28 protein-coding genes are annotated in these 25,826 nt (G+C 71.3%); 13 read left to right on the top strand and 15 right to left on the bottom strand.

Translation table 11 applies throughout. The features are described from left to right. Positions 1–18: 18 nt before the first annotated feature. The 5 genes from ACMXN5_RS46090 to ACMXN5_RS46110 form a co-directional block, all read right to left on the bottom strand. Entirely contained in the window at positions 19–504 is a 486-nt protein-coding gene (locus ACMXN5_RS46090; protein WP_439680849.1) for a pyridoxamine 5'-phosphate oxidase family protein, read from the bottom strand. A gap of 96 nt (positions 505–600) precedes the next feature. After that, positions 601–1,347: a DUF6544 family protein gene (locus tag ACMXN5_RS46095; protein WP_439680850.1), complete on the bottom strand. Its 747-nt coding sequence runs from the start codon at positions 1,345–1,347 to the stop codon at positions 601–603. A 113-nt stretch (positions 1,348–1,460) separates the two neighbouring features. Next, on the bottom strand, positions 1,461–2,108 hold the full coding sequence (locus tag ACMXN5_RS46100; RefSeq protein WP_439680851.1) for a hypothetical protein: 648 nt from the start codon (positions 2,106–2,108) through the stop codon (positions 1,461–1,463). A 371-nt stretch (positions 2,109–2,479) separates the two neighbouring features. Next, positions 2,480–3,370: a universal stress protein gene (locus tag ACMXN5_RS46105; RefSeq protein WP_439680852.1), complete on the bottom strand. Its 891-nt coding sequence runs from the start codon at positions 3,368–3,370 to the stop codon at positions 2,480–2,482. A gap of 136 nt (positions 3,371–3,506) precedes the next feature. Further along, entirely contained in the window at positions 3,507–5,177 is a 1,671-nt protein-coding gene (locus ACMXN5_RS46110; protein WP_439680853.1) for a GAF domain-containing protein, read from the bottom strand. A 368-nt stretch (positions 5,178–5,545) separates the two neighbouring features. Between ACMXN5_RS46110 and ACMXN5_RS46115 the strand changes: the two genes are divergently transcribed. The 6 genes from ACMXN5_RS46115 (at position 5,546) to ACMXN5_RS46140 (ending at position 9,441) form a co-directional block, all read left to right on the top strand. Further along, entirely contained in the window at positions 5,546–5,761 is a 216-nt protein-coding gene (locus tag ACMXN5_RS46115) for a CBS domain-containing protein (protein ID WP_439681425.1), read from the top strand. A gap of 68 nt (positions 5,762–5,829) precedes the next feature. Beyond that, a complete protein-coding gene (locus tag ACMXN5_RS46120; RefSeq protein ID WP_439680854.1) occupies positions 5,830–6,492 on the top strand; it encodes a response regulator in 663 nt (220 codons plus the stop codon). A gap of 393 nt (positions 6,493–6,885) precedes the next feature. Beyond that, positions 6,886–7,542, top strand: coding sequence for a hypothetical protein (locus tag ACMXN5_RS46125; RefSeq protein ID WP_439680855.1), 657 nt, complete (start codon positions 6,886–6,888; stop codon positions 7,540–7,542). A 146-nt stretch (positions 7,543–7,688) separates the two neighbouring features. Beyond that, a complete protein-coding gene (locus tag ACMXN5_RS46130; protein WP_439680856.1) occupies positions 7,689–7,949 on the top strand; it encodes a helix-turn-helix domain-containing protein in 261 nt (86 codons plus the stop codon). Further along, positions 7,928–8,233, top strand: coding sequence for a pyridoxamine 5'-phosphate oxidase family protein (locus ACMXN5_RS46135; RefSeq protein WP_439680857.1), 306 nt, complete (start codon positions 7,928–7,930; stop codon positions 8,231–8,233). Before ACMXN5_RS46130 ends, ACMXN5_RS46135 begins: the two co-directional genes overlap by 22 nt. A 95-nt stretch (positions 8,234–8,328) precedes the next feature. Further along, positions 8,329–9,441, top strand: coding sequence for an acetate/propionate family kinase (locus tag ACMXN5_RS46140; protein ID WP_439680858.1), 1,113 nt, complete (start codon positions 8,329–8,331; stop codon positions 9,439–9,441). A gap of 280 nt (positions 9,442–9,721) precedes the next feature. Here ACMXN5_RS46140 and ACMXN5_RS46145 read toward each other — a convergent pair whose 3' ends face one another. Together ACMXN5_RS46145 and ACMXN5_RS46150 are read right to left on the bottom strand one after the other, a co-directional pair. Next, complete coding sequence (locus ACMXN5_RS46145; protein ID WP_439680859.1) at positions 9,722–10,192, bottom strand: Crp/Fnr family transcriptional regulator; 471 nt, start codon at positions 10,190–10,192, stop codon at positions 9,722–9,724. A 10-nt stretch (positions 10,193–10,202) separates the two neighbouring features. After that, entirely contained in the window at positions 10,203–10,904 is a 702-nt protein-coding gene (locus tag ACMXN5_RS46150; protein ID WP_439680860.1) for a CBS domain-containing protein, read from the bottom strand. A gap of 384 nt (positions 10,905–11,288) precedes the next feature. On the opposite strand from ACMXN5_RS46150, the gene ACMXN5_RS46155 reads away from it, so the two are divergent. After that, a complete protein-coding gene (locus ACMXN5_RS46155; RefSeq protein ID WP_439680861.1) occupies positions 11,289–11,492 on the top strand; it encodes a response regulator transcription factor in 204 nt (67 codons plus the stop codon). 174 nt (positions 11,493–11,666) lie between these two features. On the opposite strand, the gene ACMXN5_RS46160 is transcribed toward ACMXN5_RS46155, so the two are convergent. After that, positions 11,667–12,179, bottom strand: a complete 513-nt coding sequence (locus tag ACMXN5_RS46160) for a universal stress protein (protein ID WP_439680862.1) — start codon at positions 12,177–12,179, stop codon at positions 11,667–11,669. A 306-nt stretch (positions 12,180–12,485) separates the two neighbouring features. Between ACMXN5_RS46160 and ACMXN5_RS46165 the strand changes: the two genes are divergently transcribed. Both ACMXN5_RS46165 and ACMXN5_RS46170 read left to right on the top strand, forming a co-directional pair. Continuing rightward, complete coding sequence (locus tag ACMXN5_RS46165; protein WP_439680863.1) at positions 12,486–13,370, top strand: universal stress protein; 885 nt, start codon at positions 12,486–12,488, stop codon at positions 13,368–13,370. Between the two features lie 50 nt (positions 13,371–13,420). Further along, complete coding sequence (locus ACMXN5_RS46170) at positions 13,421–14,041, top strand: Rv1733c family protein (protein WP_439680864.1); 621 nt, start codon at positions 13,421–13,423, stop codon at positions 14,039–14,041. Between the two features lie 180 nt (positions 14,042–14,221). On the opposite strand, the gene ACMXN5_RS46175 is transcribed toward ACMXN5_RS46170, so the two are convergent. From ACMXN5_RS46175 to ACMXN5_RS46190, 4 genes are read right to left on the bottom strand one after another with little or no spacing between them, the layout of a single operon-like run. Next, positions 14,222–16,585 carry a phosphoketolase family protein gene (locus ACMXN5_RS46175; RefSeq protein WP_439680865.1) on the bottom strand — a complete coding sequence of 788 codons (2,364 nt, stop codon included), beginning with the start codon at positions 16,583–16,585 and terminating at the stop codon, positions 14,222–14,224. Positions 16,586–16,638: 53 nt separating this feature from the next. Next, positions 16,639–17,862 carry an HAD-IC family P-type ATPase gene (locus ACMXN5_RS46180; RefSeq protein ID WP_439680866.1) on the bottom strand — a complete coding sequence of 408 codons (1,224 nt, stop codon included), beginning with the start codon at positions 17,860–17,862 and terminating at the stop codon, positions 16,639–16,641. Continuing rightward, positions 17,832–18,071 (bottom strand): P-type ATPase, encoded by a 240-nt coding sequence (locus ACMXN5_RS46185; protein WP_439681426.1) that lies wholly within the window; start codon positions 18,069–18,071, stop codon positions 17,832–17,834. Before ACMXN5_RS46185 ends, ACMXN5_RS46180 begins: the two co-directional genes overlap by 31 nt. A 54-nt stretch (positions 18,072–18,125) precedes the next feature. Then, a complete protein-coding gene (locus ACMXN5_RS46190) occupies positions 18,126–18,668 on the bottom strand; it encodes a DUF4303 domain-containing protein (protein WP_439680867.1) in 543 nt (180 codons plus the stop codon). 320 nt (positions 18,669–18,988) lie between these two features. Here ACMXN5_RS46190 and ACMXN5_RS46195 point away from each other — a divergent pair, with 320 nt between their 5' ends. Then, positions 18,989–20,140 (top strand): cytochrome P450, encoded by a 1,152-nt coding sequence (locus ACMXN5_RS46195; RefSeq protein WP_439680868.1) that lies wholly within the window; start codon positions 18,989–18,991, stop codon positions 20,138–20,140. Between the two features lie 353 nt (positions 20,141–20,493). Further along, a complete protein-coding gene (locus ACMXN5_RS46200) occupies positions 20,494–20,850 on the top strand; it encodes a hypothetical protein (protein ID WP_439680869.1) in 357 nt (118 codons plus the stop codon). Between the two features lie 147 nt (positions 20,851–20,997). On the opposite strand, the gene ACMXN5_RS46205 is transcribed toward ACMXN5_RS46200, so the two are convergent. Together ACMXN5_RS46205 and ACMXN5_RS46210 are read right to left on the bottom strand one after the other, a co-directional pair. Continuing rightward, complete coding sequence (locus tag ACMXN5_RS46205) at positions 20,998–21,939, bottom strand: immunity 49 family protein (protein WP_439680870.1); 942 nt, start codon at positions 21,937–21,939, stop codon at positions 20,998–21,000. A 212-nt stretch (positions 21,940–22,151) separates the two neighbouring features. Next, positions 22,152–23,327, bottom strand: a complete 1,176-nt coding sequence (locus ACMXN5_RS46210) for a GyrI-like domain-containing protein (protein WP_439680871.1) — start codon at positions 23,325–23,327, stop codon at positions 22,152–22,154. Between the two features lie 151 nt (positions 23,328–23,478). Between ACMXN5_RS46210 and ACMXN5_RS46215 the strand changes: the two genes are divergently transcribed. After that, positions 23,479–24,459, top strand: a complete 981-nt coding sequence (locus ACMXN5_RS46215; RefSeq protein ID WP_439680873.1) for a S8 family peptidase — start codon at positions 23,479–23,481, stop codon at positions 24,457–24,459. Beyond that, on the top strand, positions 24,456–24,824 hold the full coding sequence (locus tag ACMXN5_RS46220; RefSeq protein ID WP_439680874.1) for a hypothetical protein: 369 nt from the start codon (positions 24,456–24,458) through the stop codon (positions 24,822–24,824). The genes ACMXN5_RS46215 and ACMXN5_RS46220 overlap by 4 nt, the downstream gene beginning before the upstream one ends. Before the next feature lie 36 nt (positions 24,825–24,860). Here the strand turns inward: ACMXN5_RS46220 and ACMXN5_RS46225 are convergent, their stop codons facing one another. Then, on the bottom strand, positions 24,861–25,805 hold the full coding sequence (locus ACMXN5_RS46225; RefSeq protein ID WP_439680875.1) for an NADP-dependent oxidoreductase: 945 nt from the start codon (positions 25,803–25,805) through the stop codon (positions 24,861–24,863). Between the last annotated feature and the right edge of the window lie 21 nt (positions 25,806–25,826).

The raw sequence follows: 25,826 nt of genomic DNA on the forward strand, positions 1-25,826 counted from the left end.
GGTGTCGGGTGGACGGACTCATGTGCCCGAAGGAGGGGGCGGCGTCGGGCCGGTCGCCGTCGCCTGTCCCGACGGCGAGCCGGCGCCCGTGGTGTGCCGCACCAGCAGGCCGGTGACGAACTCGGAAGTGATCGAGAACCACGCCCGGTTCTCCCCGGCTTCGGCATCCGACAGCGGGTGTTCGGGACGCGCGACGGGCGCGACGGCCGCGGGGCCCCGGACGCGGGAGGCGTGGCCGGTGATGGTGCCCGTCCAGCCGGTGAGCGTCGTCGGGTCGATGTGATCGGCCTGGAACGCGACCACCGTGTCCACCACGGCCTTCGCAAGGGTGGAGTCGGCGGGGGCGCGGAAGACCACGGAATCCCCGTCGAAGGCGAACGTCACCAAGTGCACGGCCGGAAGAGCGCCCTCGCTGACGACGACACGTCCCACGCGTGCGCCGGCCATCAACTCCAGCGTCTCCCGGCGGTCGAGGGGACGATGCGTCACGAGGTCTTCGCTCATCCCTCCACTCTCGAACCCCATCGGGCCCTCGACCAGGGCCGAACGGCCCTGTGCCGAAGGAACGGGTCGCGCTCACCGTGCGTGACAGGGTGTACTTCACGGCTCGGGGCGGCGGAAGCCCGCCGCGTCGATGTCGTAGTGGATGAACGCGCCGCCGTCGTCCCAACCGGCGTGGATTCCGGTCGGCAGGAGGAATCCGCCGTGCGCGGTCTCGCCGTCGAAGGTGGCGGTGAAGCGGTGTTCGCGATGGCGACCGCCGTCGGGGTTGCCCCAGCGGGGCAGCGAGACCGACGCCAGGGCACCGGAGGGCGCCACGGTCACCGTCACCTCCTGGGGATGGCCGGCGACGACGAAGCGGGCGACGGCGCGCGTGTCGTCCACCCCCTGCCAACGCACGTCGCGGTGCAGCGCGAAGGTGGGTACGAAGACGAATTCGCCGGCCAGGCGACCGGCCGCGCTGCGGGTCACGTCGGCACCGGACGCGCCGATGAACGGCAGCACGCCGAACAGCCGCCACCGCATCGCGCCGCCCGCCGCGTCCAGGCGATCGAAGCCGCGGATCCGGATCCCCGCCGGCCCGCGCACCTCCGCGTCCCAGCGGAACGCGGTGGTCGGGGTCAGGGTCTGCCGGGACTCGAAGGGGCACCACCGGCGGCGTACCCGGATCCGGCCGTGCGCGCGCAGCTCCACCGAGGTCGGGTGCGGCACGCCGGGCGGCACCGCGTGGGCGAGCCATCGCCGGATCGGCTCGGGCGGCGTACTCGTCGGTACGTCTCGCACGGGGCGGTCGCCGGCGGGTGGCTCGGAGGCACGTGGCTCGGCCGGGGAGTGTGGGGTGCGCATGGTGTCCGGCTCCTGTCGGTACGCAGGGCTTCGGGATCGGGACCGCACGTGGCTCGGCCGGGCCCGTCACGCGGACGGTACCCGGCCGAAGCCCGTGGTGATCGCGGTGGCGATCAGAGCAGCCAGCGGTGGTCGCGGACGATCGGCAGGCGGGCCCACAGGGCACCGAGGCCGAGTCGGCTGCCGACGGCGACGGCGGCGAGGGCGATCAGCGAGATCGCGTAGATGACGTGGTAGTCGGTGAAAGGGTTGGTGGAGGCGGTGGGCTTGCCGTTGTCGAGGTGCTTTGCCGGCGGCCACTCGGCGATCCACATCAGCGCCATCATGGCGGTGCCGGACAGGGCCGCCAGGCGCAGGCCGATGCCCATGATCAGGGCGAGGCCGACACCGAGCAGGCCGAGCATGAACAGCCAGTCGGCCCAGGTCTCCCCGGCCCAGCCGCGCAGCGTGCCGGCCATCGGGCCGACGTGCACGTGGGACAGGAACCCCTTGGTGGGGGAACCGCCGTCGACCCAGCCCTTGCCGTTCGCGGTGGCGTAGCCGAAGCCGAACGTCTTGTCGAGGAACGCCCACAGGAACACGAAGCCCAGCAGGACGCGCAGGCCCGCCACGGCGACATCGACGGTGCGGGTCGCGGCGATCGCCGGGGCACCGGCCACGACGTCGGGCCCGGTTGCGTCCGTCCGGGTTCGGGGCGCCGAGGTGGGGCGGTGGGGCAGGTGCAGGCGCGAGGACAGTCGGTGGTCGTGTGTGGTTGCCATGTCGGATTCCCTCCCTGTGGCGCCGGGCCCGGTGCCCGGCGCTCGGCCGCCAACGTGCGCTGCCGGGCCGTTGACATCAATCTCCCGTGATCCCGGCGGCCACCCCAGGGCCGACAGGCCCGAACGGCCGGGTCCAACAGCCGGTTGCCGGCGGGACGTTGCCGATGGAGCGGACGGGCCGACACGGCACAAGGCGGTCGTCCCCGAAGGATCGGGGACGACCGCCTCGGGTGGCAGTCCTCTTCGTACGCCTTCCTCGCTCGCGTGACGAACCGCGCTCCAGTGACGAACCGCGCTCGCGTGACGAACTGTGCTCCTATGACGAACCGTCCGACCGCATCCGGGACTTCGGCCGGGCCCGGCCCGTTGCCTCAGCCAACCGGCACGATCAGGACGGGGGCGTGTGCGTGGTGCAGAACCGTGTGACCGACCCGTCCCAGACGCGTGCCGAAACGGGCGTTGCGACGGTGCGCGGCGAGGACCACCATGTCCGCCTCGCGCGATGCCTCCACCAGCGCCCGACTCGCGCCCTCGCGTATGACCCGCACCTGCGATTCGATCTCGGGGTGCTTGGCCCGCGAGGCGGCGAGTGCGGCATCCACGGCGCTCCGCCGCACGGCACCTTCCGCGGCCAGGGATTCGATGGCCGCTGCGGGCAGCCCGAGAGGGGTCGGGACGATCGGCGGGATCGCGTTCAGCGCACACACCCGCAGGTGGCGCAACTCGGCCTCCTCGTAAGCGGCTTCCACCGCGAGACCGCAATCCGAGCCCGCGACACCCACCACTACCAGGCCCTCACCGGGACCGTCCGGCCGGGACGGGGCCTCGTGCCGGTCGCGCACCACCAGCAGCGGGCACGGGGTGTACGCGGCCACCGAAAGGCTGACCGAGCCCAGCAACAGACCGGCCATCCGGCCGTGTCCGCGGCTGCCGAGCACCACGAGGGAGGCGTGTTCGGCGGAGGCGAGCAGGACCTCGTGCGCGGGGCCACGGCGGACCCGGGCGATGGTCCAGATCTGCGGGTGCAGGGCCCGTACGTGGGCGACGGCCGCCTTCGTCGCCTCCTCGGCCTCCCGACGCATCTGCCGTACGTAGGCGTCGAGTTGCCCGTCGCCGGGCAGGGTCCAGGCGCTGACGATCTCCAACGGCAGATGCCGGTTCGCCGCTTCCAGGGCGGCCTGTGTGACGGCGGAGAGCGCGGCGGGCGATCCGTCCACGCCGACGACCACGTGTCCGGTGGGAGGGGGCGGAATGGCAGACATGGACTCGTCCCTTCTCGAAGGGGCAACCGCGCGAGAGGCGTTGCCTTTTCGAGTCCATGTGAACGCATACCGCCCCCGCCACACAGGGGCCGATCGGCCCGGCGACCGGGGCCGAGTGACCCGAAGGCGAACGCGGTCAACTCAGCGGTACGCGCCATTCGAGCAGTGCGCCGCCGTCGGGTGCGGGGCCGAATGTGCAGGTTCCGCCGAGGGTTTCGGCGCGTTCGCGCATGTTGGCCAGGCCGCTGTTGCGGGTTGGGGATGTAGGTGGGCCGATGCCGTTGTCGCGGACGCGTATCCATACTTCGGTTCCGTCGGTTTCGACGTGTACTTCGACGCGGGTGGCGTGTGCGTGGCGGGTGGTGTTGGCGAGTGCTTCGCGCAGGACGGCGATGATGTGGACGGTGACGGGTTCGGGGACGGTGGTGTCGAGGAGGCCGTCGACGCGCAGGGTGGGGGCGAAGCCGAGGGTTTGGGTGGCGGTGTCGACTTCGCGGAGGCAGCGGGAGCGTAGTGCGGTGGTGGTGTCGCGGTTGCGGGCCTTGAGGGAGAAGATCGTGGAGCGGATGACCTTGATGGTGTCGTCGAGGGCGTCGACGGCGGTTTCGACGCGCTCGAGGGCTTGGGGGTGGTCGATGAAGCGGGTGGCGCTCTGGAGGGTCATGCCGGTGGCGAAGAGTCGTTGGATGGCGAGGTCGTGCAGGTCGCGGGCGATGCGGTCGCGGTCCTGGAGCACGGTCAACAACTCGGCGTCGCGGCGTCGTTCGGCGATCTCCAGGGCGAGTGCGGCGTGGTCGGCGAAGCCGGTGACCATGCGCAGCACCGCGTCCGACAGTGGGGGGCGTTCGGTGCGGTTGGCGACCTGGAGTACGCCGCGGATGCTGTCGGGGGTGCCGAGCGGCAGCAGGAACGCCGAACCCAGATCGAGTTCGACGGCTTGAGCCACGACCGCGCCGGGGTCGTGGCTGAGGTTGTTGGTGACGATCGTCTCGCCGGAGCCGAACACCTTGCCCATCAGGGTGCTCTCCCCGGACAGGACGAGTCCGTGGATGCCGTCGGCGAGGGGTCCGGAGGCGGCCTCGACGACGAGGTCGTCGCTGCCGGGCACGGGGACGGCGAGGGTGACCAGGTCGGCGTCGGCCATCTCGCGGATGGTGGCGGTGAACGAGCGCAGCACGTCTGCGGGGGGCCGACCGGACAGGAGGCTGCGGGTGAGGTCGGAACTGGCGGTGAGCCATCGCTCCCGGCGGCGCACGTCGTCGTACAGACGGGCATTGTCGATCGCCACGCCCGCGGCGGCGGCCAGGGTGCGCAGAACGGCCTCGTCGTCCTCGTCGAAGTCCGCGCCACCGCGCTTCTCCGTGAGATAGAGGTTCCCGAAGACGGTGTCACGGATACGGATCGGCACACCGACGAACGTGTTCATCGGCGGGTGACCGGCGGGAAAACCGAACGAATCGGGATGCTCGGAGAGATCGTGCAACCGCAGCGGGTGGGGGTCGCGGATGATCAGGCCGAGGATCCCGCGCCCGGTCGGGAACGGACCGATGCGCAGGATCGTGGCGGGATCCATACCCACCGGCAGGAACCGCGCCAGACGCTCCTCGTCACCGATCACACCGAGGGCACCGTACTCGGCGTCCACCAGCGACACCGCCGATTCGACGATGCGGCGAAGTACGGTCTCCAGGTCCAGATCGCTGCCCACGGACAGCACAGCCTCCAGCAGCCCGTTCACCCGATCCCGAGCCGAACGCACCACCTCCACATGCGCCTGCAACTCATCCAACAACTCATCCAGACGCATCCGCGGCAAAGCCGGCCGCTGCTCCGACGCCACAACCCCTCCAGAGGATCGAAGACCGTCGAAACGGCTCTCGCGTCCATCGTGTCAAACCACGCCGCACGCGTCTCCTGTTCGCCGCATGGAAGATCCGCGATTTCGGTCGACGACATCCCGAACAGGGCCGACCGGCCCTGGAGAAGACCTCGTGACAGGGCCGGGAGACCCTGTGCGCACCGGCGGGGGCGGCGCAGCTGCCGAGGACACGTTGTGGGTGGTGATGGACAACATGATCACCACTCGACTGCACCACGTCGGCGTCCTCGACGGCGGTCGGGCCCTGGGCCTGATCAGCGACCGCGACCTCGCCCGCCGTCTGGACCCTGGACCCGCTGGGCCTCAAGCAGCACACCGCCGGCCGCGTCGTCGCCGACACCGAGACGACCTTCGTCTCCCCCGACACCGACGTGGTGACGGCGGGCGAGCGGTTGCTCAGGCACCGCCGCGACGCGCTGCCCGTCGTCGACGCCGGCGGCGCGGCGCTCGGGATTCTCACCGACCGTGACCTGCTGACCGTTCTCCTGGGGCTGCACCGCCCGATACGGTGACGGTGTGACAGGCACGGGCGTCCACGACGTCCGACAATGGAGTTACGTGCGATCTCGGGAGGAGGGCCGTGTCGACATCGCCCATCCGTGTGTTCCTGCTGGACGACCACGAGGTGGTTCGCAGGGGGCTGGCCGACCTGCTCGGTGGTGAACCCGACATCGAGATCGTCGGCGAGTCGGGTTCGGCAGTCGAAGCGGCCCGGCGCATTCCGGCGTTGCGGCCGGACGTCGCCATTCTCGACGGGCGCCTGCCGGACGGCAGCGGCATCGACGTGTGCCGCGAGGTGCGTTCGCGCTTCCCCGAGATCAACGCGTTGATCCTGACCTCGTACGACGACGAGGACGCGCTGTTCGCGGCGATCATGGCCGGCGCGGCGGGATACGTGCTCAAGCAGATCCGCGGCCGGGACCTGATCGCCGCCGTGCGTGCGGTCGCCGCCGGACAGTCGCTGCTCGACCCGGCGGTGACCACGCGCGTCCTGGAACGTGTGCGTCAGGGACCGGCCGCGGAGCCGGGGCCGACCGGGCTCAGCGAACGGGAACAACAGGTTCTGGAGCACATCGCCCAGGGGCAGACCAACCGCGAGATCGCCGAAAGCCTCGGCCTGGCGGAGAAGACGGTCAAGAACTACGTCTCGGCGGTCCTGAACAAACTCGGCCTCGAACGCCGCGTCCAGGCCGCCGTGTACATGACCGAGTTGCACCAGGGCAACGAGCGACACCGAACCTGAGCCCGGCGGTCGCGACGGCGTCGCGAACCTCGCGCCCGATCTCCGAACCCCCCGCGACGTCGTGGAAGCGGGCGATTGCCTGTGTGCTTCCGTGCGTGCTCGCGTACGCGACGAGGACGTTCACGGTGCCACCTCCCGGGGACGCCCTCAGCCTGCGATCGCCGGCGCGAGCGGGACAGGGCCGCGCTGCCCGGTGACCAGGGCCCGTTCCGCCTGGATGTACGCCCCGTTTCGGTTCGCCACCCAGCGCACGCCACCCGGAGTGGGCCGGCGTGCGGTGGCTCGGATGGGGGATGCGCTCGGGCTCGAACGAGCCGTCCGCGAAGCGACGTTCGGCCCTGCCGCTGGCCGCCTGCCGACGGGCAGGCTGTGCTGCGACCCAGGGGAGGGATCATGCGTCGACGGGGGCTGAAGATCGTGATGACCGAGTCGCACACGGGCGGCTGCGGACAGGTCGCGAGCGAGTTGACGGCGGCCGGGCACACAGTGTTGCGCTGCCATGACGGACCGGCGACCGGAACCGAAGAAGCGCCGTGTGTGGCGTGGGCGGCGGGCGGTGAATGTCCGCTGCTCGCTCCGGACGTCGACGTCGTCGTGGATGTGCGCACCGGGGCGGGACCGCGGACGGCGCGCGAACAGGGCGCGATGTGCGCGCTCGTGGCCGGTGTCCCGCTGGTGGTCTGCGGGCCCGTCGACGCCCTCGACGGGTCCGGGACGCTGTCGCGTGCGGACGTGGTGTGTGGGCGGGCGGATGTCGAGACCGCCTGTCACCGCGCGTTCTCCCCGGTCGGGCCCACCGCGCACCGGGTGGTGGCGCGTGCGGTGTCCCGCGCGCTCGCCGGGGTGGCCGCGCCCGACGACGTGCACGTCGATCTGACGGCGCGCGAGAGCGTCGTGCTCGCCGACATCACCGTCGGCGCCTCCCCGACGGCCACCGCGTTCCGTCGTGTACGCGGTGCCGTTCGGATGGCCCTCGCCCCCTTCACACCGGCTTGGCCGTACATCCCGGTGACGCTGTACCACCGCACGCCGAGATCCCGGCGCGGGTGATCCGGCGCGGGTAAGCCGGTCGAACGTCCCGCAAGTCCCTTCGGGCCGGTGATTTTCCGGGCGCACGGGTCCAACGGCCCTGCCGGACCCGCTCCCGAGGCGGAACCGTCGGTGGAGGCAACACCCCCGACTACGGAGGCGCGGACATGGACGACGAAACGGCGGGTACACACCGCCCCGACCACCTTGTCCTGGCGGTCGGCGTACGGCGGCGGCGACGTGGCCTCGGGCTCACCGTGCGGCAACCCGCGCGCCGTACCGACCTGTCGGTGGACTGGCTCGAGCACTTGGAGGAGGGGTCCGCGCCGGTGTCGTTCGCGGCGCTCACGGGTTTGGCGGCGGCACTGGGTACCAGCGCCCCGCGCCCGAGACCCGGGAACCGTTCGTGCTGCCGGTCGACTACCTGATGGACGGCACGGATGTGATCCATCGCAGCGCGGTGGGCTCGCGGCCGGCCGATCTGGTCGGGCGGGTGGCTTTCGAGGTGGACGATCCGATTCGGATCGCCCGGTTGGGGTGGAGCGTGCTGGTGATCCGCGACGCCGAGCCCGTGACCGATCCGGCCGAGACGGCCCGGTTGGCGAAGGCGGAGGCCCGTACCTGCTCCGAAGGCGTCGCGGAGGTCTGGACCCGGGTCCGTCCGAGCGACGTCACCGGTCGCAGGCTGCGTCCCCACGTGGGCGACGACTGAACCCGTGCGGGCCTCGGTATCCGAGGCCGCGCCGCGGATGCGATCCCGGTGTCCGCTTATCGAATCCGGATCGATCACGAGGGAGTACCAACATCATGAGCACGGAACGAGTCCTTGTCGTCAACGCGGGGTCGTCGACGGTGAAGCTGTCGGTGCTCGACGCGCGCGACGCCGTGGTGTGTGCGTCAACCGTCGAGTGCTCCGATGTGATTCCGGATGGGGCGGTTTCGGGATTCCTGCGTGATGCCGGGTCCGTCGACGCGGTCGGTCATCGGGTGGTGCACGGTGGTGCGGAGTTCACGGGTGCGACGCGGCTCGATCCGTCGGTGTTGGCGCGGATTGCCGGCCTCGCGCCGTTGGCGCCGTTGCATCAGGGGCGGGCGCTCGCGGGGATCGACGCGGTTCGTCGGGCGCTGCCGGACGTGCCGGCGGTCGCCTGCTTCGACACCGCGTTCCACCGCACGCTGCCGGCGGAGGCGAGCACGTACGCCCTGCCGGAGGGCTGGCGCACGAAATGGGGGCTGCGCCGGTACGGCTTCCACGGCCTGTCCCACGCGTACGCCACCCGGCGGGCCTGCGAACTCGCGGGCGTGGAGCCGGAGTCGGCGCGGGTGGTGAGCTGCCACCTGGGTGCGGGGGCGTCGTTGGCGGCCGTACGCGGCGGCGAATCGGTCGACACGACCATGGGATTCACCCCGGCCGAAGGGTTGGTCATGGCGACCCGGGCGGGCGACGTCGACCCGGGCCTGATCCTGTGGCTCCAGCGCCAGGGCGTCACCGTGGAGGACCTCGAACAGGCGCTGGAGCACGGCGGAGGCATGGCGGCGCTGGCCGGACACGGCGGGGACATGCGGGCCATCCGCGCCGCGGCCGGGGCCGGCGATCGGCGCGCCACGATCGCCCGCCGGATCTACGCCTACCGGCTCCGGACGAGGATCGCCGCCATGGCCGCCGCGATGGGCGGCCTGGACGTGCTCGCCTTCACCGGGGGAGTCGGCGAACACGACGACGCCATCCGGGCCGACGCCGTTCGCGAACTCGCCTTCCTGGGCGTGCTCCTCGACCCGCGCGCCAACGCCGAGGCGCGCGGCGACGCCGACGTGGGCGCCGCCGGCGGCCCGGTCCGCACGCTCGTCGTCACCGCCCGCGAGGACATCGAGATCGCCCACCAGACACGTTCACTCGTCGCCTCCGGAAAGGGCACGTGACGTCACCCGGCGAACCGGCTCGCCCCCCGGGGCCGGGTCGTTCGGCGGCCCGATCGGTTGCGAGGTCCGAGATCGGGGGGTCGTCCACGCCCACGACGACGCGGGCGGGCACGGTCGCGTCGTCGGCATCCGCGGTTGCGTGGGCCGAGATGTTGTCGTTCACGTCGAACTCGTGGGATCGAGCGAGTAGGCGGTGGTACGCGTTGCCGGCGGGCCGTGGTCTCACCCCGGGCGCGTCGCAGGCCCCGGATACCGCGGCGATGCCGGAGCCTGCGTGGTCTCAGCCCTCGGCGGGGCCGTCGTCCGTCGAACGGTGGGGCCCGTACAGGTCCAGCAGTCGCAGTCGACTCGCCTGGAGGCGGCCGGCGATCACCTGCGCGCACGCGAGGGCGATCGCTCGGCCGAAGGCCGGATCGCGCTCGCATTCGGCCCGCACCGCGCCCGCGTCGAACTCCACGGCCCGGACGGTGCCGACGGCGCGACCGCCCAGGTGCCACCGGTAGGGTGGGAACAGCCAGCTCCAGCCGACGAGTTCACCCGATCCCAGGGTCTCGACGGTCGCCGCGGGCCCGCCGGGGACGTGCAGGTCCAGGCAGACGGAGCCGCCCTCGACGAGCCAGAAGGTGCGGGCCGGTCGGTTCTCCTCGAACAGGCGGGTGCCCGGCTCGAACGTGACCGGTCGGCCGAACGCCAGGAGCCGATCCAGGTGTTGCTTGGGAATGAGGCCGATGCGGCCGGAGACGTGGAACACGGTGTCCTCCTCAACGGCCGGGCACGCGGCGGCTGAAGTGCGCCGGGCCGGGCCTGATGTGGCTGTCGTCGAAGTCGAAGGTCAGGGTGTGGGTCACGCTCTCGACGCCGTCGACGGCGCGACACAGCCGCAGCACGATGTCGATGAGACTGCGGTTGTCGACCGCCCCGGACAGGCACACCACCGCGTTGCGCACGTCCACCGCGATCGTGCCGGGCTCCAGCCACAGCGCGCTGCGCAGGACGTCGTGCTCGATCTCGGTCCGGATGTCCTCGTCCGGGCGCAGGAAGGTGCGCAGCAGGTCGCAGCGGCTGAGGATGCCGATCAGCCGACCGTCCGCGTCGACCACCGGGAGGCGCTTGACGTGATGGCGGTCCATCAGACGCGCGGCGCGCAGGGTGCCGGCGACGGGTTCCACGCTCACCACGGGGGTGGTCATCAGCTCGTGTGCCGTGTGGCCCTCGCCCTTGGTGTGTCGGTTCGCCAGTCGGCGCAGGCCCGGCAGGAGGTGGGTGTCCTCGGCCTGCTCCACCTGGGCGCGCAGGAGGTCGGCCTCCGAGACGATGCCCAGGATCCGCCGCTCGTCGTCGACGACCGGCAGGGCGCTGATCCGCCGGTCGTGCAACGCGGCGACGATGTCGCGGAACTCGGCGTCGGGGCCGACGGTGACCACGTCCCGGGTCATGACGTCCTCGATCTTGCGTTGCAACATGCGAACCCCCTGGTCGATATGCGGCGAGTCGCCGAGGCATCGGTGGCGACGTCTTCGGCCTGACACCACGAGCCTGTCGCCGATTCGGGTGCCGTGACAGGGCCGCGTTGCCCGGTGCACCGGGCCGTTCGGCCCCGTCCGGTCCGCGCCGCCGGCGTCGAGGTGCCGTACGGCCGGGGCGGGCGGGGTGACCATCGGCGTTCGGGTCGGGACCTTCGGCACCGGCGCGCCGACGCGGCGGCGGCCACGCTTCAGACGTTCGGCCGGAGCAGAACGTCCACGGCATCCCGCCTCGCCCGGTCGAACCCCATCGCGACGACGAGGACGCGCCATGCCGAAGGTCCTCGACCGCGCGTCCGCACCGGAACACGCGAGGACCCGCGCGTGGCGTCCCTCTCCGACCAGGAACACCGGATCTTCGGCCTGGTCGCCGAGGGCCTGACCAACCGCCGGATCGCCGAGCGCCTGCACTTGGCGGAGAAGACCGTCAAGAACTACGTCTCCACGATGCTGCACAAACTCGGCTTCGAACGCCGCGTCCAGGCCGCGATCTTCGCCGGCACCCTGCCGCACCGCACATCGGCCTGACCGACGCCGGCGCAGGTCGGGCACTCCCTGCGGAGCGCACCTCCGTGCACATCACCGAACGCCGGACGGACCGTGTCGCCCGGAATCGGATCTCGGGAGTGCCGTGAACGATCGACCGCCCGAGCCTGGACGTCAGGCTCGGGCGGTCGGGCGGGTGCCGGGTGATGTGCGGGATCAGGCGTCCGGTGTGGGGACGAAGAGCACCGGGGTGGCGCTGTGGCGCAGGCAGTACAACCCCGTGGGGCCGGGGATCGTGGGGCATTCGATGCCGCTGGTGCCCAGTACGAGCAACCGGGCGTCCCGGGCGCGGGCGACCAGGACCTCGCCGGCGCTGCCGTGCAGCGGGGTGGCCACGATGCGCTCCGGCGGGATCGGCACCCGTACGAGGTCCGCCAGCGCGCGCTCCAGCCGCTCGCGGGCCACCGACAGCGGGGCGTCCGGGTGGTCCAGGGTCGGACGTTCGGGGTCGGCGTCCGTCCATGCCGCGACCACGTCCAGGACGACGCCGAGCTCGGCCGCCTCCCGCGCGGCCCACCGCAGGGCGACCGCGGACCCGTACGAGCCGTCCAGGCCGACCACGATCCGGCCCTTCGAGCGGTCCCCGGCGGCGCCGCCGGCCGGCACGACGCCACGCCGGGAGGCCACGTCCGTCGTTTCCCGGTCGGACCGGGTGCCAAGCGATTCCATGTCGAGCTCCTTCGGGTGGTGTCGGTGGTCTCGGTTGCGAGCAAGTAGCGAATGTCCGGGTGCGGGCAGGCGGGGGAGGTACCGGTTCCGACCGGAAGAGCCCTGTCTCCACCATCGAGCCTTCGCGACCCCCGGCACAGGGCCGGTGGGGATGGTCGACCCCGGGCCGAAAGTCCCCGCCCCGTGGTACCGGGCAGCCCTGTGTCCGCCGGTCGAGCGGGCGCACGCTGAGGGTGAGGGGCCGACCGGATGTCGCGAACCCGACTCCGCCGCCCGAGGCGTCGTGCGTCGACGATTGGACATGTCATGAGCACCGGAACCCATCTCCCCGAACTCGGGGTCCTGGTCGGCTACGACGGCTCGCCCGGGGGTGAACGCGCGCTCGTGTGGGGTGCCCGCGCCGCCGCCGACGCGAAGACGCCGCTCCACCTGACGATGGCCGTCCCGGCAGCCGCCCTCGGCGGCCACGCCCGAGCGGCCGAGGTCCGCAGGGGCGCCCGGGCCCTCCTGGAAGAGGCGGCGGCCCGGAGCCACGCGGCATACCCCCACCTGACCGTCGAAACCTCCCTGCTCGAGGGACCGGCGGCGGACGTGATCCTGGAGGCGAGCCGACGGGCGGAGACGATCGTGGTGGGCACGCGCGGCCACGGAGGGTTCGCGGGCCTGCTGCTCGGATCGGTGTCCCTGCGGGTGTGCGCACACACGACCTGTCCCGTGGTGGTCGTGCCCGAGGAGGCCGACGAGGTGGACACCCCGAGCGTCGTCGTGGGCGTCGCCGATGACAGCGACACGCCGGCGGTCGAGTTCGCCGTGGAACGGGCCCGTGGCATCGGCGGCAGGGTGATCCCCGTACACGTGTGGACCCTGACGATGGCGGGCTACTTCCCGGGCGTGGTGGCGCCACTGCTGGGCGACCCGCTGGACATGGCGGCCGGCCACGACCAGCTCCTGACCGAGATCCTGGCGCCGATCCGGGCCGAGGCGCCGGACGTCACGATCGAGGCCATGGTCACCACCGGGGCGCCCGCCTACGCGTTGATCGGCGTCGCCGCGCACGCGGATCTGCTGGTGGTCGCCGCCCACCGCGCCCACGGCCCCTTCCCGATGCGCCTCGGCCCCACCACCCACGCGGTACTGCACCACGCGTCCTGCCCGGTGGCAGTCGTGCCGATACCCGCCACCGCGTCATGATCGGCCCGAGGCCGCGAGCTTTCGGAACGCCCGCACGAGGGCGACGCCGGATGCGCGCCCTCCTCGGCCGCGAGCCGCTGTATCGGCGCTGCGACGTCACGCACCTGCGGTCCACGCTCGCGCTGACGATCCTGGCCCTGATCCTGGTGCCGCTGCTCGTCCTGGCGGCCGTTCACGTCCAGATTCGCTCCGGCGAGACGGCTCGTAGCCGCGAACTCGCGCACAAGCACCGGGTTTCCGCCGTGTTGTCGATCAAGCCACCCACCGTGGCCAGGCCCGGCGCCGAGACGGTGGCGGCGGGCGTGCGATGGGTCGCGGCCGATGGTACGACCCACACCGGCGTCGCGACGGTGGCGGCGGGCGTGCGATGGGTCGCGGCCGATGGTACGACCCACACCGGCGTCGCGCAGGTGCCGCCCGGCGGAGCGGCGGGCGACACGGCCGGCATCTGGCTCGACGCCGAGGGCCGGCCCACCACGCCCCCACCGAGCCACGGCGCGATCGTCGTCGACGGGATCACCGCCGGGATGCTCGTGTTCGCCCTGGCGTTCATGGTCACGGCCGGGGCGTTCGGCGCGGAGCACCTGCTGACCTCCCGCCGCCGAGCCCGCGCCTGGGAGCGCGAGTGGGCGGTCGTGGAGCCGAACTGGACCGGCCGCATCGAGCACTAAGCGCACAACCACCGACGATCGAACCCCACCCGCGCGAACCATCAGCCGCCCGGCGTATCCGATTCACGGCCACGACCTTGCCTCCACGCGGCGTGTGCGCGCGGTCCGAGGGCCCGCGAAGCGTCCGGTTGTACGACCCGGTTCGGGTGGGGGCGGTCACTTCGCGGGCCCGGTTCGGTGCTACGGCTTGCGGATGTTCGTCGGCCAGGTCCAGTCGCGTACCTCGGGCATGTCCTCGCCGTGTTCGAGGATCCAGGCGCGGTGTCGGGTGCGGGCGTCGACCATGCTCTGGCGTACCGTCGCGGCGCGGGTGCCCAGGCCGGGGACGCGGTCGATGACGTCGATCACCCGCTGATAGCGGTCCATGTCGTTGAGGACGACCATGTCGAACGGGGTCGTCGTGGTGCCGTACTCCTTGTAGCCACGCACGTGCAGGTGGGCGTGGTTGTGCCGGCGGTAGGCGAGGCGGTGGATCAGCCACGGGTAGCCGTGGTAGGCGAAGATCACCGGGACATCCGTGCCGAACAACGCGTCGTACTCACGATCGGGCATGCCGTGGGGATGCTCCGTCTCGGGAACCAGCCGCATCAGGTCGACCACGTTGACCACGCGCACGCGCAGGTCCGGGAGCAGGCGGCGGATCAGGTCGACGGCGGCGAGGGTTTCCAGGGTGGGTACGTCGCCGGCGCAGGCCAGGACGACCTCGGGGTCGCCGTCGTCGTTGGAGGCCCACTCCCAGATCCCGGCGCCGCGCGTGCAGTGCAGGATTGCCTCGTCCATGGTGAGCCAGTCGGGGGTCGGGGTCTTGCCCGCGACGATGACGTTGACCAGGCCGCGGCTGCGGAGGGTGTGATCGCCCACCGACAGAAGGGTGTTGGTGTCCGGGGGCAGGTAGACGCGGACGACCTCGGGGCGCTTGTTGATGACGTTGTCGACGAAGCCGGGGTCCTGGTGGGAGAAGCCGTTCTGGTCCTGACGCCAGACGTGGGAGGTGAGGAGGTAGTTGAGCGAGGCGATGGGTGGGCGCCAGTCGATCTCGCGGCAGGCGTGCAGCCACTTGGCGTGTTGGTTGAACATCGAGGACACGATGTGGGTGAACGCCTCGTAGCAGGAGAACACGCCGTGCCGCCCGGTGAGGAGGTAGCCCTCCAGCATGCCCTGGCAGGTGTGTTCGGACAGGATCTCCACCACGCGCCCGTCCGGGGCCAGGTGGGTGTCGAGGTCGGTGATCGGCTCCTGCCAGGCCTTGGCGGTGGCGCGGTAGACGGCGCCGAGGCGGTTGGACTCGGTCTCGTCCGGGCCGAACAGGCGGAAATCGCGGCGGGTTGCGGTGCGGGCGAAGACCTCGCGCAGGAACTCGCCCAGCGCGCGGGTGGGTTCGGAGGAGGACGCGCCGGGTTGGGAGACCTTGACCGCGAAGTCGTGCAGGTCCGGCAGCGGCAACTCGCGTACCAGAGTGCCGCCGTTGGTCTCGGGCACCGCGCCGAGTCGGGTGTCGCCGGCGGGGACGTTGGCGAGCACGATCGGGGCGGGGTGCCCGTCGGCGTCGAAGAGTTCGTCCGGTCGGTAGGACCGCATCCACGCGTCGAGCAGGGCCAGGTGCTCCGGGTTCTCGCGCACGCCCGCCAACGGGACCTGGTGCGAGCGCCAGGTGCCCTCGACGGGGGTGTCGTCGACGGTGTGCGGGCCGGTCCAGCCCTTGGGGGTGCGCAGCACGAGCATCGGCCATCGGGGGCGGGTGTGCGCGGTCGCCTTCAGGTGCGTGATCTCGTCGAGGGCCTGCTCCAGTGCGGCGGCGAACTCGGCGTGTACGCGGGCGGGTTCGTCGCCCTCGACGTGGATGGGGCGCCAGCCGTACCCGGTGAGCAGCGCGTCCAGTTCGGCGCGCGGCATGCGGGCGAGCAGCGTCGGGTTGGCGATCTTCCAGCCGTTGAGGTGCAGGATCGGCAGGACCGCGCCGTCGGTGCGGGGGCTGAGGAACTTGTTCCCGTGCCACGACGCGGCCAGCGGCCCGGTCTCGGCCTCGCCGTCGCCGATCACGCACGCGACGACCAGGTCGGGGTTGTCGAAGGCGGCGCCGAACGCGTGCGAGAGGCTGTACCCGAGTTCGCCGCCCTCGTGGATCGAGCCGGGTACGCCCGGCGCGATGTGGCTGGGCACGCCGCCGGGCTGGGAGAACTGCCGGAACAGGGTGGCCATGCCGGCCGCGTCCCGGGGGACGTTCGGGTGGCGCTCGCTGTAGGTGCCGTCCAGCCACGACGCGGCGAGCGCGGAGGGGCCGCCGTGTCCGGGGCCGGTGACGTGGATGGCGTGGGTGCCGCGTTCACGGATCACCCGGTTCAGGTGCGCGTAGATCAGGTTCAGACCGGGCGAGGTGCCCCAGTGTCCGAGGAGGCGCGGCTTGATGTGCCCGGGCCGCAACGGCTCGGTGAGCAGGGGGTTGTCCCGCAGATAGATCTGCCCCACGGCGAGGTAGTTCGCCGCCCGCCACCACGCGTCGACCATCGTCAGATCCGGTGCCTCGGGAGTCGTGGCCATCGTCATCGTTTGTCCTCTCGTCTGTCGCCGTGGTTCCGCTCTGCCCACACGCTCGCGCTTCATCCCATGTCGGGTGAAGGGCCGAACGGCCCTACGGGCAGGGGCCACACGGGTCGAGGCCGCAGGCAGGGCCGCGCGCCGCGATCCATCGGTCGGCGCGGGCGGCGAGGAAGCCGACTGCGGCGCCCGCGAGCGGGATCAGGAGGTCTGTGGCCGGGAGGGCGTGCGTGCTCAGCAGGTCCCGCGGCATGGGCACGTACGCCCCGGCCAGGCCCAGAGCGGCGGAGGCGAGGACCGTGATCGGCAGGAACGGGTTTGCGCGGATGAGCAGCCGGGTTCGCAGGCCCGTGACGACACCGGGTTGCGCGCCGCATCGTGCCGGGACCGGCGGGTTCGGCGCCGAGGGCGACGCCGGTCAGCCCGTGGGTGAGCAGGTTGATCCACAGGATCTGGGCGGCGAGCAGCGGCAGGGGCAGTCCCAGGAGCGGTCCGAGCATCATCACGGCGATCTCGGCGGCGCCCCCGGACAGGCCGTAGACGAGGAAGCGGCGGATGTTGTCGTAGACGCGCCTGCCCTCCTCCACCGCGACGACGACGGTCCCGATCTCGTCGTCGGCCAGGACCGGATCCGCCGCCTGACGGGCCACCTCGGTGCCGCGTCCGCCCGTGGCGACCCCGATGTCGGCTCGGCGCAGGGCGGGCCCGTCGTCGACACCGTCTCCGGTCATCGCCGTGACGTCGCCCCGGGACTGCCAGGCCTGGATGATCGTCAGCTTCTGCTCAGGAGTCGTTCGGGCGAACACTCGTGCGGTGGTCGGGTCCCGTTCGGGGTCGTTGCTCAGGTCGACGCCGGTCAGGACGGTGGTGTCGCCGTCGCGCAGGATGCCCGGCCGAGTGGCGACGGCTCGTGCGGCCTCCCGGGGCGGATGGCTGATGGCGATCAGACCGAGCAGGGACATGCCCTGCTCCGCGTCCTCCGCGCGGTCGATCCCGACCTTGCCGGCGGCGGCGAGCAGGGCCGCCTCGGTCGGATCCCCGAGCGCCGACCACTCGGGGTCGGTTCCCGGGGGTACGAGGGTGGCGTCGTTGCACAGCGACGCCACGGTGAGCAACTCGCGGATGTCCGGGGCGGAACCGTCGTCGAGTGGTCGCCCGTCGACGAGCACCCGGCCATCGGGCGCGTAGCCCCTACCGGTGAGTTCGGCCGTCGTCCGGGCGGTCCACACTCGTTCGGCGACCATGCGGCCCTCGGTCAGCGTGCCGGTCTTGTCCGTGGCAAGCACCGTACGGACCCGAGCGTCTCGACGGCGGGCAGGTTGCGCACGACGGCGTCCTGCGTCGCCATCCGCCGGGCGCCCAGGGCCAGTCCCAGGGTGACCACCGCGGGCAGTGATTCGGGGACCGCGGCGACCGCCGGGCTGATCGCGGTGACCGCCATCGACTCGGTCGGCTCTCCCCGGATCAGGCCCAGGACGAAGACGAGCAGGCACAGGCCGACGACTTCGCGGGCCGTCGTTTCGCTTCGGCAGGAGAAGGGCCGGGAGCTTCAGAGCGGTGATGCGGGCGAGTTCTCGGCCACGTATGCGGCGGCGGCCGCCGGAGGGTTCAGGGCGGAGGCGCGGGCGGCGTTTTCGCCCTCGTCGCCGGGGACCTCGACGACGGCGACGATGGACAGGCGTTGCTCGCCGTGGCCGAAGAGTCCTTCCGCGTCGAGGCGGGCCATGGCCGCGACCATCGCGCGCAGCCGTAGTTCGAACTCGGCCTCCGCTTCGTCGTCGGGGAGTTCGAAGACCTGCGGTCGGGCGTCGAACAGGCTTCGGATCGGGGCGAGGTGGTGCTCCCCGTAGGTGCAGAAGGGCGAGTCCGCGTAGGACCACCGCAACATGTCGGCCTCGGTCGCGGATCCGCCCGACGCGGCGGCCAGGGCCTGGGTCGACCAGGCCGACAGCGACGGCCCGAAGGCCTCGCCCGGCGTGACCAACGCGCAGTAGTAGAAGTCGTGTTCCGGGTATTCCCGGAACAGGTCCGAGACGGCGGCACCGGCGGCCCGGTACACGGCTTCGGTGAGGTCCGCCTCGGTCGGTATCACGTCGACTCCCTTGTGCGTGTGCGTGTGCGTGTGCGCATGCCTGCGGCGTCCCGGCCGACACCGCCGCAAGGGGTCAACTCTCGCAGACGGACACCCACACGGCGGAAGACGACATCACCGCACCGGCGACGCCGCGCCGGAACCGGCGCGTTCACCAACGCCGTTCGCCTCACGTCTCCGCCCTGCACCCTCACTCGATCGGGTGAATATGGGTACATTCGGACGAAAGTGCGGAACCGTCTGGTTAGTCCGATCGGTTGGCGGGCCGGATTTCGGCTCGGCGGTTGGGCGCGAAGGGTCACCGAAGGTGGGGGATGAGAATGGGGTACAGGATCCGCTTGCGGCGAGACCCCCTTGCCTACATCGAGGAGCTGAGCCGCGGCAGTACGGCGGGGGTGATGCGGCTTCCCTGGGGCGGCTGGTGCGTCCGCGATACCGATCTGGCGCAGACACTGCTGCGGGATCCGGAGTACCACGCCGGTGGATCGGTCTTCTTCGGTGAACTGCTGCCCGCTCGCGAGGCGCAGGCGGAACTGGGCCGCGCGGTACGGGGTTTGCTGCGAGCCGGCGTACCGCGCTACCGCGCCGCGTTGCCTGGGGCGGTGGCCGATTTGCCGACCACCAGCCGGTGGCCGGACGCCGGCTCGCGACTGGTCTACCGTTGCCTGGCGGACGTGCTGCTGCATCCCGACACACCGGGCGGCAGCCGGGAGTTGATGCGACGGGCCGCCCACGAGGGTGTGGCGGTGCGTTCGTCGCATGTGTGGAGGCGGGCCCGGGCGGAGCTGGTGCGGGCCGGGCTGGTGACCGCCGTGACCGAGGAGGCACACCGGCGCCGCCGGCACCCCGCCGACGAACCGCGGGACATGCTGGACGCGGTGCTCGCGGTGTGCCCGGAAGCGGAGGTGTCCGACCGGACGGTGGCCGACCTGCACCTGATGATGTTCCGGGCGATCATGGCTCCCGTCAGCGCGTCGCTGGCATGGTCGGTACTGCTGGCCTGCCTGCACCACGGCAGCGCCGCGCCGTGGCCCTGGCCGATCGATCACGTCGTGCGCGAGGCGCTGAGACACCGCCCGGTGCCCTGGATGCTCGGGCGCACACTTCCACGCGCCGTGGACATCGGCGGTACCAGCTTTCCGTCCGGTGAGCTGGTCTCGGTCTGCCCATACCTGCTGCACCACGACGAACGCCACTGGGATTCCCCCGACACCTTCCGGCCCGAACGCTGGGCCGCCAACAGCGGGCACGGCCCCTACATCCCCTTCGGAACCGGGCCATTCAGCTGCGCCGGCGCGGCGGTTGCACACACGCTGCTGATCGAGTCGCTCACCGCCCTCACCGACCACGCCTGCCTGGCCGTCACCGACGGTGACACGCGCGCCACCATGTCGGAGGGCAATGTCCCGCGACTGTTCCTCCTGAACCGCACCCCGCGCCACCCGTCCGTACACGACATGGGAAGGAGGTGATCAGCCATGGCTGCGACGATGCGACGCATCTTCACCAACAAGCCGGCCCGACGCTGGTACTGGTACTGACGACCAGGGCACACCGGCCCGGACGCCTTCGGGGGCGTCCGGGCCTTCCCTCTCGTCTACGCCCGGACACCGCCCGTACCCGTGGCCCCGCCGGCCGGACCCGGCGATCGAGTTCCGATCCGCGTCGGCCGGCACGACGGCGGTATGTCGACGTGCGGATGTAGAACGACCGTGGTGGGGACGGATACACCCCACGTTTGACGCGCTCGGCCGACCCCCTGGATAGCGTCGTCCTGCCATTGCACAACCAATGACAGACGGGAGACAACACCATGAAACGACGCATGATCACAGGGCTCGTCGCGGTGGCGGCGTTCGCGGCATGCTCCGGGACGGCCGTCGCCTCGGCCGCGCCCGCCGCGCCGTCCGGAGAGGTGAGCGTGCTGGGCCGTTGCCCGGAGACGAAGGACGTCTACATCAACGGCGCCGAGGCCCACTGGACCGTTTGGTGTTCGGGTAGCCGGGTCTACGTCGACGGCTACGTGAAGGACACCAAGGCCGACGGAAAGTGCGCCGAGGTCTACGGCAGCGTCGGCTCGGTGGCGGTCAACAGCGCCAACGCCTGCCCCAAGGGCAACAAGAAGACGTTCGCCTGGAACGCGTCCGGCAACAGCGTCTCCCTGTACCTGCGTCTGATCTGATCCGCAGCCGGCCGTGCGTCCGGCCGTGATCCGTACCGGAGTCACTGGTCGTCGCGGCCCTGAACGCGGGGGGACTGCCCGTCCGCTCCGGACATGCGCGTTCCGACCCCGGCGTCGAGACCGGGGTCGGAACGCGTTCGGCGCAGCCTACGAGGCGCCGAGGGTGTTCTCGCCGGTGGCTGCCTGTGACAGAGCGTCGGTGGAGCCCAGGAGTATCTGTGGCAAGTATCCGGAGTGGACGTCGAGTTGCCAGCCGTGTACCTGAACCGCGAGTGCGGCGACGGCGAGAGTGCCGTGGGGGAGCAGGGTCCTGGGGGCAGGGTCGTCCGGAGCGTCTTCGCGGTGCCTGTGCAGGCGGGCCACCAGTGCCTGCTCGAAGGCTTGCCGGTCGTCGTCGAGGAGACGGCGGAGCAGGTGCTGGTCGGGCGTGAGCGTGCCGGCCGCGTCCAGTCGGCGGGCCGCCGTCGCGCGCTCGGCGGCGTCGGGCTTGCGCAGCGTTACGGTCGGCCAGTCGTGGGGGCGGTGATCCGGCGACGTGGCCAGGTAGCAGGCCAGTGCGTCCATCTGCGCGCGGTCTGCCGGATGCGACACCGAGTCGAACTTCGAGTACGGCACGCCGTCGCGGATCGCGGGCGCGTGATCCTCGCGCAGCAGGAGGCCGATCACCCGCCGCCACTCCCACAGTAGTCCGCTGATCAGGCACAACTCGAAGGTCTCGACCCACAGGGAAGCCGTGGGCGCGTTCTCGACGATGCCTTCGAAAGCCTTGTTCTCGGTGCTGAACCGCTCGTCGATGAGCGGGAGGAGGATCTCCTGGTCGCCATTGGGGAAGCAGCCCACGCTGAGCAGACCGAGCGAGCACTCCGCCGCGGTCCGCAGCACATCGCGCAGCGTCTCGTCGATCGAGGAGTCGCCGGCCAGTCGGGCGGCGGCGTGGTCGAGAAGTTCGTCACGCATCAGCGCCAAGTCGCCCATGGACATGCCGCCGTACTCCATCCAGTGCCAACGGCCGAAGGTGCGCCGCCTGATGTCGTCGAGGGCCTCGGTCATGCGCTTGACGTTGACGTCGTGGGGGGTCACTTCCTGCACTGCTGCTCACTCTCGGATGGTTCCGGCGGCACGCGACACCGTCGGCCCGTCGGGTGAGGCGGTGTCGAGAGCGGCTGCCCTGCTCTGTGTACGGACACTCGACAAGATCACGACAGCCGCTCGCGAGTCAACGAAGATCCCGATCACGCGAGCGTGGTCGCCGCGCCTTGCCGAAGTACCGGCAACGGCGACGGCGACGGCGACGGCAACGGTTATCGGTCGATGGGTCGGACCGGCTGGCGCAGGACGGTCTTCATCTTCTCCGGGGCGGTCTTGCGTGGGTCGCTGAGATAGATCTCGTGGTGCAGACCTCCGTGCCGTAGGCCGTTGGCTTCGAAGTAGGTGTGGTGGAGTTCGTGCAGGATGGGCCCCTCGTCGTCGTAGGGGCCGATGTGCAGCGCCTGGGCGCTGGGTCCTTCGTGCAGCGTCAGGTGTCGTACCTCGGAGATCGTGGGCAGCTTCTTCTTGGCGAGGGCCGTCTCCTTGGCCTGCTCGATCATCTTCTTCGTGATCCAGGGGGGCATGGCGATGAGCATCGTCCAGTTCCAGCTGTCCTTGGCGCGGGTGGTGAACACTTCCGGCCGGTCCGCCCACCACAGGCCCTCCAGTGGAGCGACGACGAAGTCGCCGGCGTCCGTGCGCTTGGCGGCGAACTTCAGGGTGTAGGCGACCGAGTACAGGGCCGCGACCGCGTCCGCGTACGCGGATGAGGTGTTCGGATCCCCGGCGCCGTCGACGGCGATGAACTGCTGCTCGGGGACGTCGACGATGGCCCACGTGGTGTTCTTGGGCGCGTACAGCGCCTTGTGCTCGCGCTTCACGTCGTACGGGGTCATCCGTGCCGCACCTTCCTGGTTGTGGGGTGGTGTGTCGAGCGAGGCTCGGTAGTCGGACAGCCACTCGGCCTCGGCCGACAGCTGACCGAGGGCGTGGCCGAAGATCGCGCGGACGAAGTCCGGGGCATGCCGGTCCGCGGTGGCGGCGCGGCCGACGTGTTCGATGCGTTCGGCGAGTGCGCGGGAACGCCGATCGAGGGCGGCGAGCAGGCGCTCCCGGTCGATGGCCGGGGTGTTGGCCAGGCCCACCAGGATGCGCGGGAACACCGGATGCAGCTCCGCGATCGCCTCCTCGGCCGCGGCGGCGCACGCCCGGTGCCCTTCGGGCGTCGCGGTGTAGACCTTGCGCGTCTTGCCGCCCGCGGATCGGGTCGGGTCGGTCTGGGTGATCAGGCCCCGCTCTCGAAGTTTGGTCAGCACGTAGTAGATGGAGCTGAAGCCGATCTCCGTCCATTCGCGCATGCCGCGCTCGGAGATCACCTCCTCCAGCTCGTAGCCGTGCCTGGGTTGCTCCACCAGCAGGCCGAGCAACGTGAGCTCGGCAGCGGTCATGCCTCGGTCCATGGCCGCTATCCTAGTACTGGAATAGCGTTCCGTGCCGGCGGCCACCGCTCCGGACGGATCGCCGCCGGCCGTGGCCCGGTGTCGCCAGTGGCGGGAGCCGGCCACCGACGGGGCGTGTGGGGGAGTAGAACCGATCCGCGTGGAGCAGGACGGTGTGGAGGAGATCACCTACACGCAGAGCGATCCGCCGTCCTGGGGCCTGGATCGGGTGGACCAGGCGCAGCTGCCGCTCGATCACCGGTACGCCTGCCTCAACACCGCGGCCAACGTCACCGCCTACGTGATCGACACCGGCATCCGCGTGACGCATCAGCAGTTCGAAGGCCGGGCGAGTGTCGGATTCGACGCGGTCGGCGACGGCAACAACGGCCTCGACTGCAACGGCCACGGAACCCACGTGGCGGGCACGCTCGGTGGCCGTGACTACGGCATCGCCAAACAGGTCAAGCCGGTCTCGGTGCGGGTGATCGGCTGTGCCCATTCGGGCAGCACCTCGCAGTTGATCCAGGGTGTCGACTGGGTGACCGCACACGCGACGAAACCGGCCGTGGCCAACGTGAGCATTCGCGGCAGTGTGAGCGTGGCCAAGGAGGAGGCGTTCCGCAAGTCGATCGCCGCGGGGGTCACCTATGTCGCGGGCGCGGGCAACGACAGCGGGAACGCCTGTGACTACTCGCCCGGCCGGCTCCCCGAGGCGATCACGGTACAGAACTCCGACTCCTCGGATCGGCGCGCGTCCACCTCGAACTACGGCACGTGCACGGACCTGTTCGCGCCCGGGACGAGCATCGTCTCCGCGTGGAAGGACGGCGACACCGCCACGCGGACGGCCAGTGGAACCTCCATGGCGACCCCGCACGTCAGCGGCGCGGCGGCGATCTACCTGGCCGCCCATCCCGCCGCTACGCCGGCCCAGGTACAGAAGGCGCTGATCGACGCGGCCACGCCGGGCCGGATCGGGAACCCCAACGAGGCCGAGGAGCGCAACCTTGCCAGGGCGTCGAATACCGCATCGTCTATTCGAAGTCGGCCGTGCAGAACAGCCGTTACCACGCGTGCGACATCAAGCCCTGTATCGCCGCGGGCGAGCAGGCCCGCGTACTGCCCACCGTCCCGGTGAAGTTGACCATCTTCGATCGGCGCCTGGCCCTGGTGTCGATGTCCTTCGTGGAAGCGGACATCAACGACTCCATCCTCATCGTCCGCCCGTCGAGCCTCCTGTCGGCGCTCGCCGGCCTCTTCGAGTCCTCGTGGCGTTCGGCGTTCCCCCTGCACCTGGGCGGCCGAGTCCCGCCGACGCTGCGGCCCCTGCGGCGCCGCATCCTCGAATTGCTCGGCAGCGGCGTCACCGACGAGACCAGCGCCGAACTGCTCGGCATCAGCCGCCGCACCCTGTCGCGCAACCTGGAACGGCTCCACACCGTCGCGGGTTCCACCACCCGCTTCCAACTGGCCCTGTACGCCGCCCGGAGCGACTGGATCTGAGCCGGCGACGCGACGAGCGGAGCGTGGGCGCGTCGTTCAGCGGGGACGAGGTCCCAGGGTGATCACGATCTTGCCGTGGACGTGGCGTCCGGCCTGTAGGGTCACCGCGTCGCGGATCCGCTCGATCGGGAAGGTCGCGGCGATCGGCACGGTGACGGCGCCGCCGAGGATCGCGTCGGTGATGTGCTTCATGGCGTTCGGATCCGCGTCGAAACCGCCGGTCGCGCGGACGCCGCCGGGAGGATTGGGCCCTGCGGCGATCGTGGCGATCCGCTCGGGCGGCACACCGAGCGCGAGCGCCGCCTCGGCGGTTTCGACGCCGAACAGATCGGTCGCCGCGGTCACGCCCTCCGGGGCCAGGTTCCGTACCCGCTCCGCCAATCCGGGGCCGTAGGCCACGGGCTCGACGCCGAATCCGCGCAGGAACTCGAACGTGCTCTCCGCGGCGGTCCCGATCACCCTGGAGCCGGTGAGCTTGGCGAGCTGGATGGCGAACACGCCCACACCGCCCGCGGCGCCGCCGACCAGGACGGTGTCGCCCGAACGCGGTTCCATCACCGCCAGCGCGGCGGCGGCGGTCATGCCGGCGACCGGAAGCGTGGCCGCGACCTCGTCGCCGATGCCCTCCGGCGTGTGCCAGAGCGGCCCGGTCGCCTCGGTGGGCGTCGTGATCACCACAAAATCGGCGACGGCCCTGCCCGGCGCGCCGCCGAAGACACGGTCGCCCACGGCAAAACCCGTGGCGCGGGCGCCGACCTCGTCGACGACCCCGGCGAAGTCGAAACCGAAGCCGGATGGCGTGGTGATGCCGAAGCGGGCCGCCACCTCGGGCTGCGCGGCGATACCCCAGTCCATCGGATTCAGACCGGCCGCCGTGACGCGAACGCGGATCGCGCCCGGCCCGGCATGCGGTTCGGCCACCTCTCGCACCTCCAGCACCTCGGGGCCTCCGAACGTCTCGTAGACAACGGCTCGGCTCACGCGTATCTCCAGGGGAAACGT

The organism is Embleya australiensis, assembly GCF_051903075.1.
GTDB lineage: Bacteria > Actinomycetota > Actinomycetes > Streptomycetales > Streptomycetaceae > Embleya.

What these genes read in the sequence shown, in the direction of transcription:
- ACMXN5_RS46105 (WP_439680852.1), bottom strand. Translation starts at nt 3,370, where the DNA reads ATGTCTGCCATTCCGCCCCCTCCCACCGGACACGTGGTCGTCGGCGTG.
- ACMXN5_RS46210 (WP_439680871.1), bottom strand. Translation starts at nt 23,327, where the DNA reads ATGACCGCTGCCGAGCTCACGTTGCTCGGCCTGCTGGTGGAGCAACCC.
- ACMXN5_RS46160 (WP_439680862.1), bottom strand. Translation starts at nt 12,179, where the DNA reads ATGGAATCGCTTGGCACCCGGTCCGACCGGGAAACGACGGACGTGGCC.
- ACMXN5_RS46175 (WP_439680865.1), bottom strand. Translation starts at nt 16,585, where the DNA reads ATGACGATGGCCACGACTCCCGAGGCACCGGATCTGACGATGGTCGAC.
- ACMXN5_RS46090 (WP_439680849.1), bottom strand. Translation starts at nt 504, where the DNA reads ATGAGCGAAGACCTCGTGACGCATCGTCCCCTCGACCGCCGGGAGACG.
- ACMXN5_RS46130 (WP_439680856.1), top strand. Translation starts at nt 7,689, where the DNA reads ATGGACGACGAAACGGCGGGTACACACCGCCCCGACCACCTTGTCCTG.
- ACMXN5_RS46195 (WP_439680868.1), top strand. Translation starts at nt 18,989, where the DNA reads ATGGGGTACAGGATCCGCTTGCGGCGAGACCCCCTTGCCTACATCGAG.
- ACMXN5_RS46095 (WP_439680850.1), bottom strand. Translation starts at nt 1,347, where the DNA reads ATGCGCACCCCACACTCCCCGGCCGAGCCACGTGCCTCCGAGCCACCC.
- ACMXN5_RS46100 (WP_439680851.1), bottom strand. Translation starts at nt 2,108, where the DNA reads ATGGCAACCACACACGACCACCGACTGTCCTCGCGCCTGCACCTGCCC.
- ACMXN5_RS46110 (WP_439680853.1), bottom strand. Translation starts at nt 5,177, where the DNA reads ATGCGTCTGGATGAGTTGTTGGATGAGTTGCAGGCGCATGTGGAGGTG.
- ACMXN5_RS46125 (WP_439680855.1), top strand. Translation starts at nt 6,886, where the DNA reads ATGCGTCGACGGGGGCTGAAGATCGTGATGACCGAGTCGCACACGGGC.
- ACMXN5_RS46170 (WP_439680864.1), top strand. Translation starts at nt 13,421, where the DNA reads ATGCGCGCCCTCCTCGGCCGCGAGCCGCTGTATCGGCGCTGCGACGTC.
- ACMXN5_RS46140 (WP_439680858.1), top strand. Translation starts at nt 8,329, where the DNA reads ATGAGCACGGAACGAGTCCTTGTCGTCAACGCGGGGTCGTCGACGGTG.
- ACMXN5_RS46165 (WP_439680863.1), top strand. Translation starts at nt 12,486, where the DNA reads ATGAGCACCGGAACCCATCTCCCCGAACTCGGGGTCCTGGTCGGCTAC.
- ACMXN5_RS46150 (WP_439680860.1), bottom strand. Translation starts at nt 10,904, where the DNA reads ATGTTGCAACGCAAGATCGAGGACGTCATGACCCGGGACGTGGTCACC.
- ACMXN5_RS46200 (WP_439680869.1), top strand. Translation starts at nt 20,494, where the DNA reads ATGATCACAGGGCTCGTCGCGGTGGCGGCGTTCGCGGCATGCTCCGGG.